Source organism: Gilliamella sp. B2717 (genome assembly GCF_026536675.1).
Taxonomy (GTDB): Bacteria; Pseudomonadota; Gammaproteobacteria; order Enterobacterales; family Orbaceae; genus Gilliamella; species Gilliamella apicola_I.
Map to the genome: position 1 here is coordinate 705 of NZ_JAFNNQ010000006.1, position 344 is coordinate 1,048.

General features: G+C 36.9%; 1 protein-coding gene (only partly in view). It reads right to left on the reverse strand.

Annotated features, from left to right (window positions below; genetic code table 11):
• Window positions 1–344, reverse strand: part of the annotated coding region (locus J3U35_RS11495; RefSeq protein ID WP_324123827.1) for a tetratricopeptide repeat protein (this coding region is incomplete at its 5' end). 318 nt of the annotated region lie to the left of the window's left edge; 344 of its 662 annotated nt are in view.

Consider the following 344-nt stretch of genomic DNA (forward strand, 5'->3'; position numbering starts at 1 on the left):
AATATAGTCTTCATCACTTGAATCTTCATAGCTAAATTTTTTCCGATATATTTTTTTATGGTAATCAACCGTTGTTTTTAATGAATGACGCATTCGCATTTTACGACTAATTACGTGCCATAAATTATCATCGGGTAATATTCGATATGCTTGCTCTAAACTGGCAAAGGCTTTAGGGACATCTGGCTCTGTACCCAACCCTTGCATATACATAAACGCCAATGATTTTAGGGCAGGGGCACAATCTTGTTTGGCGGCTTGTTGATAGAGTTCAAAAGCACGTTTTTCATCTTTATCTACCCCAATACCAAACAGATAAAAATAGGCCAAATTGGTTTGCGCAA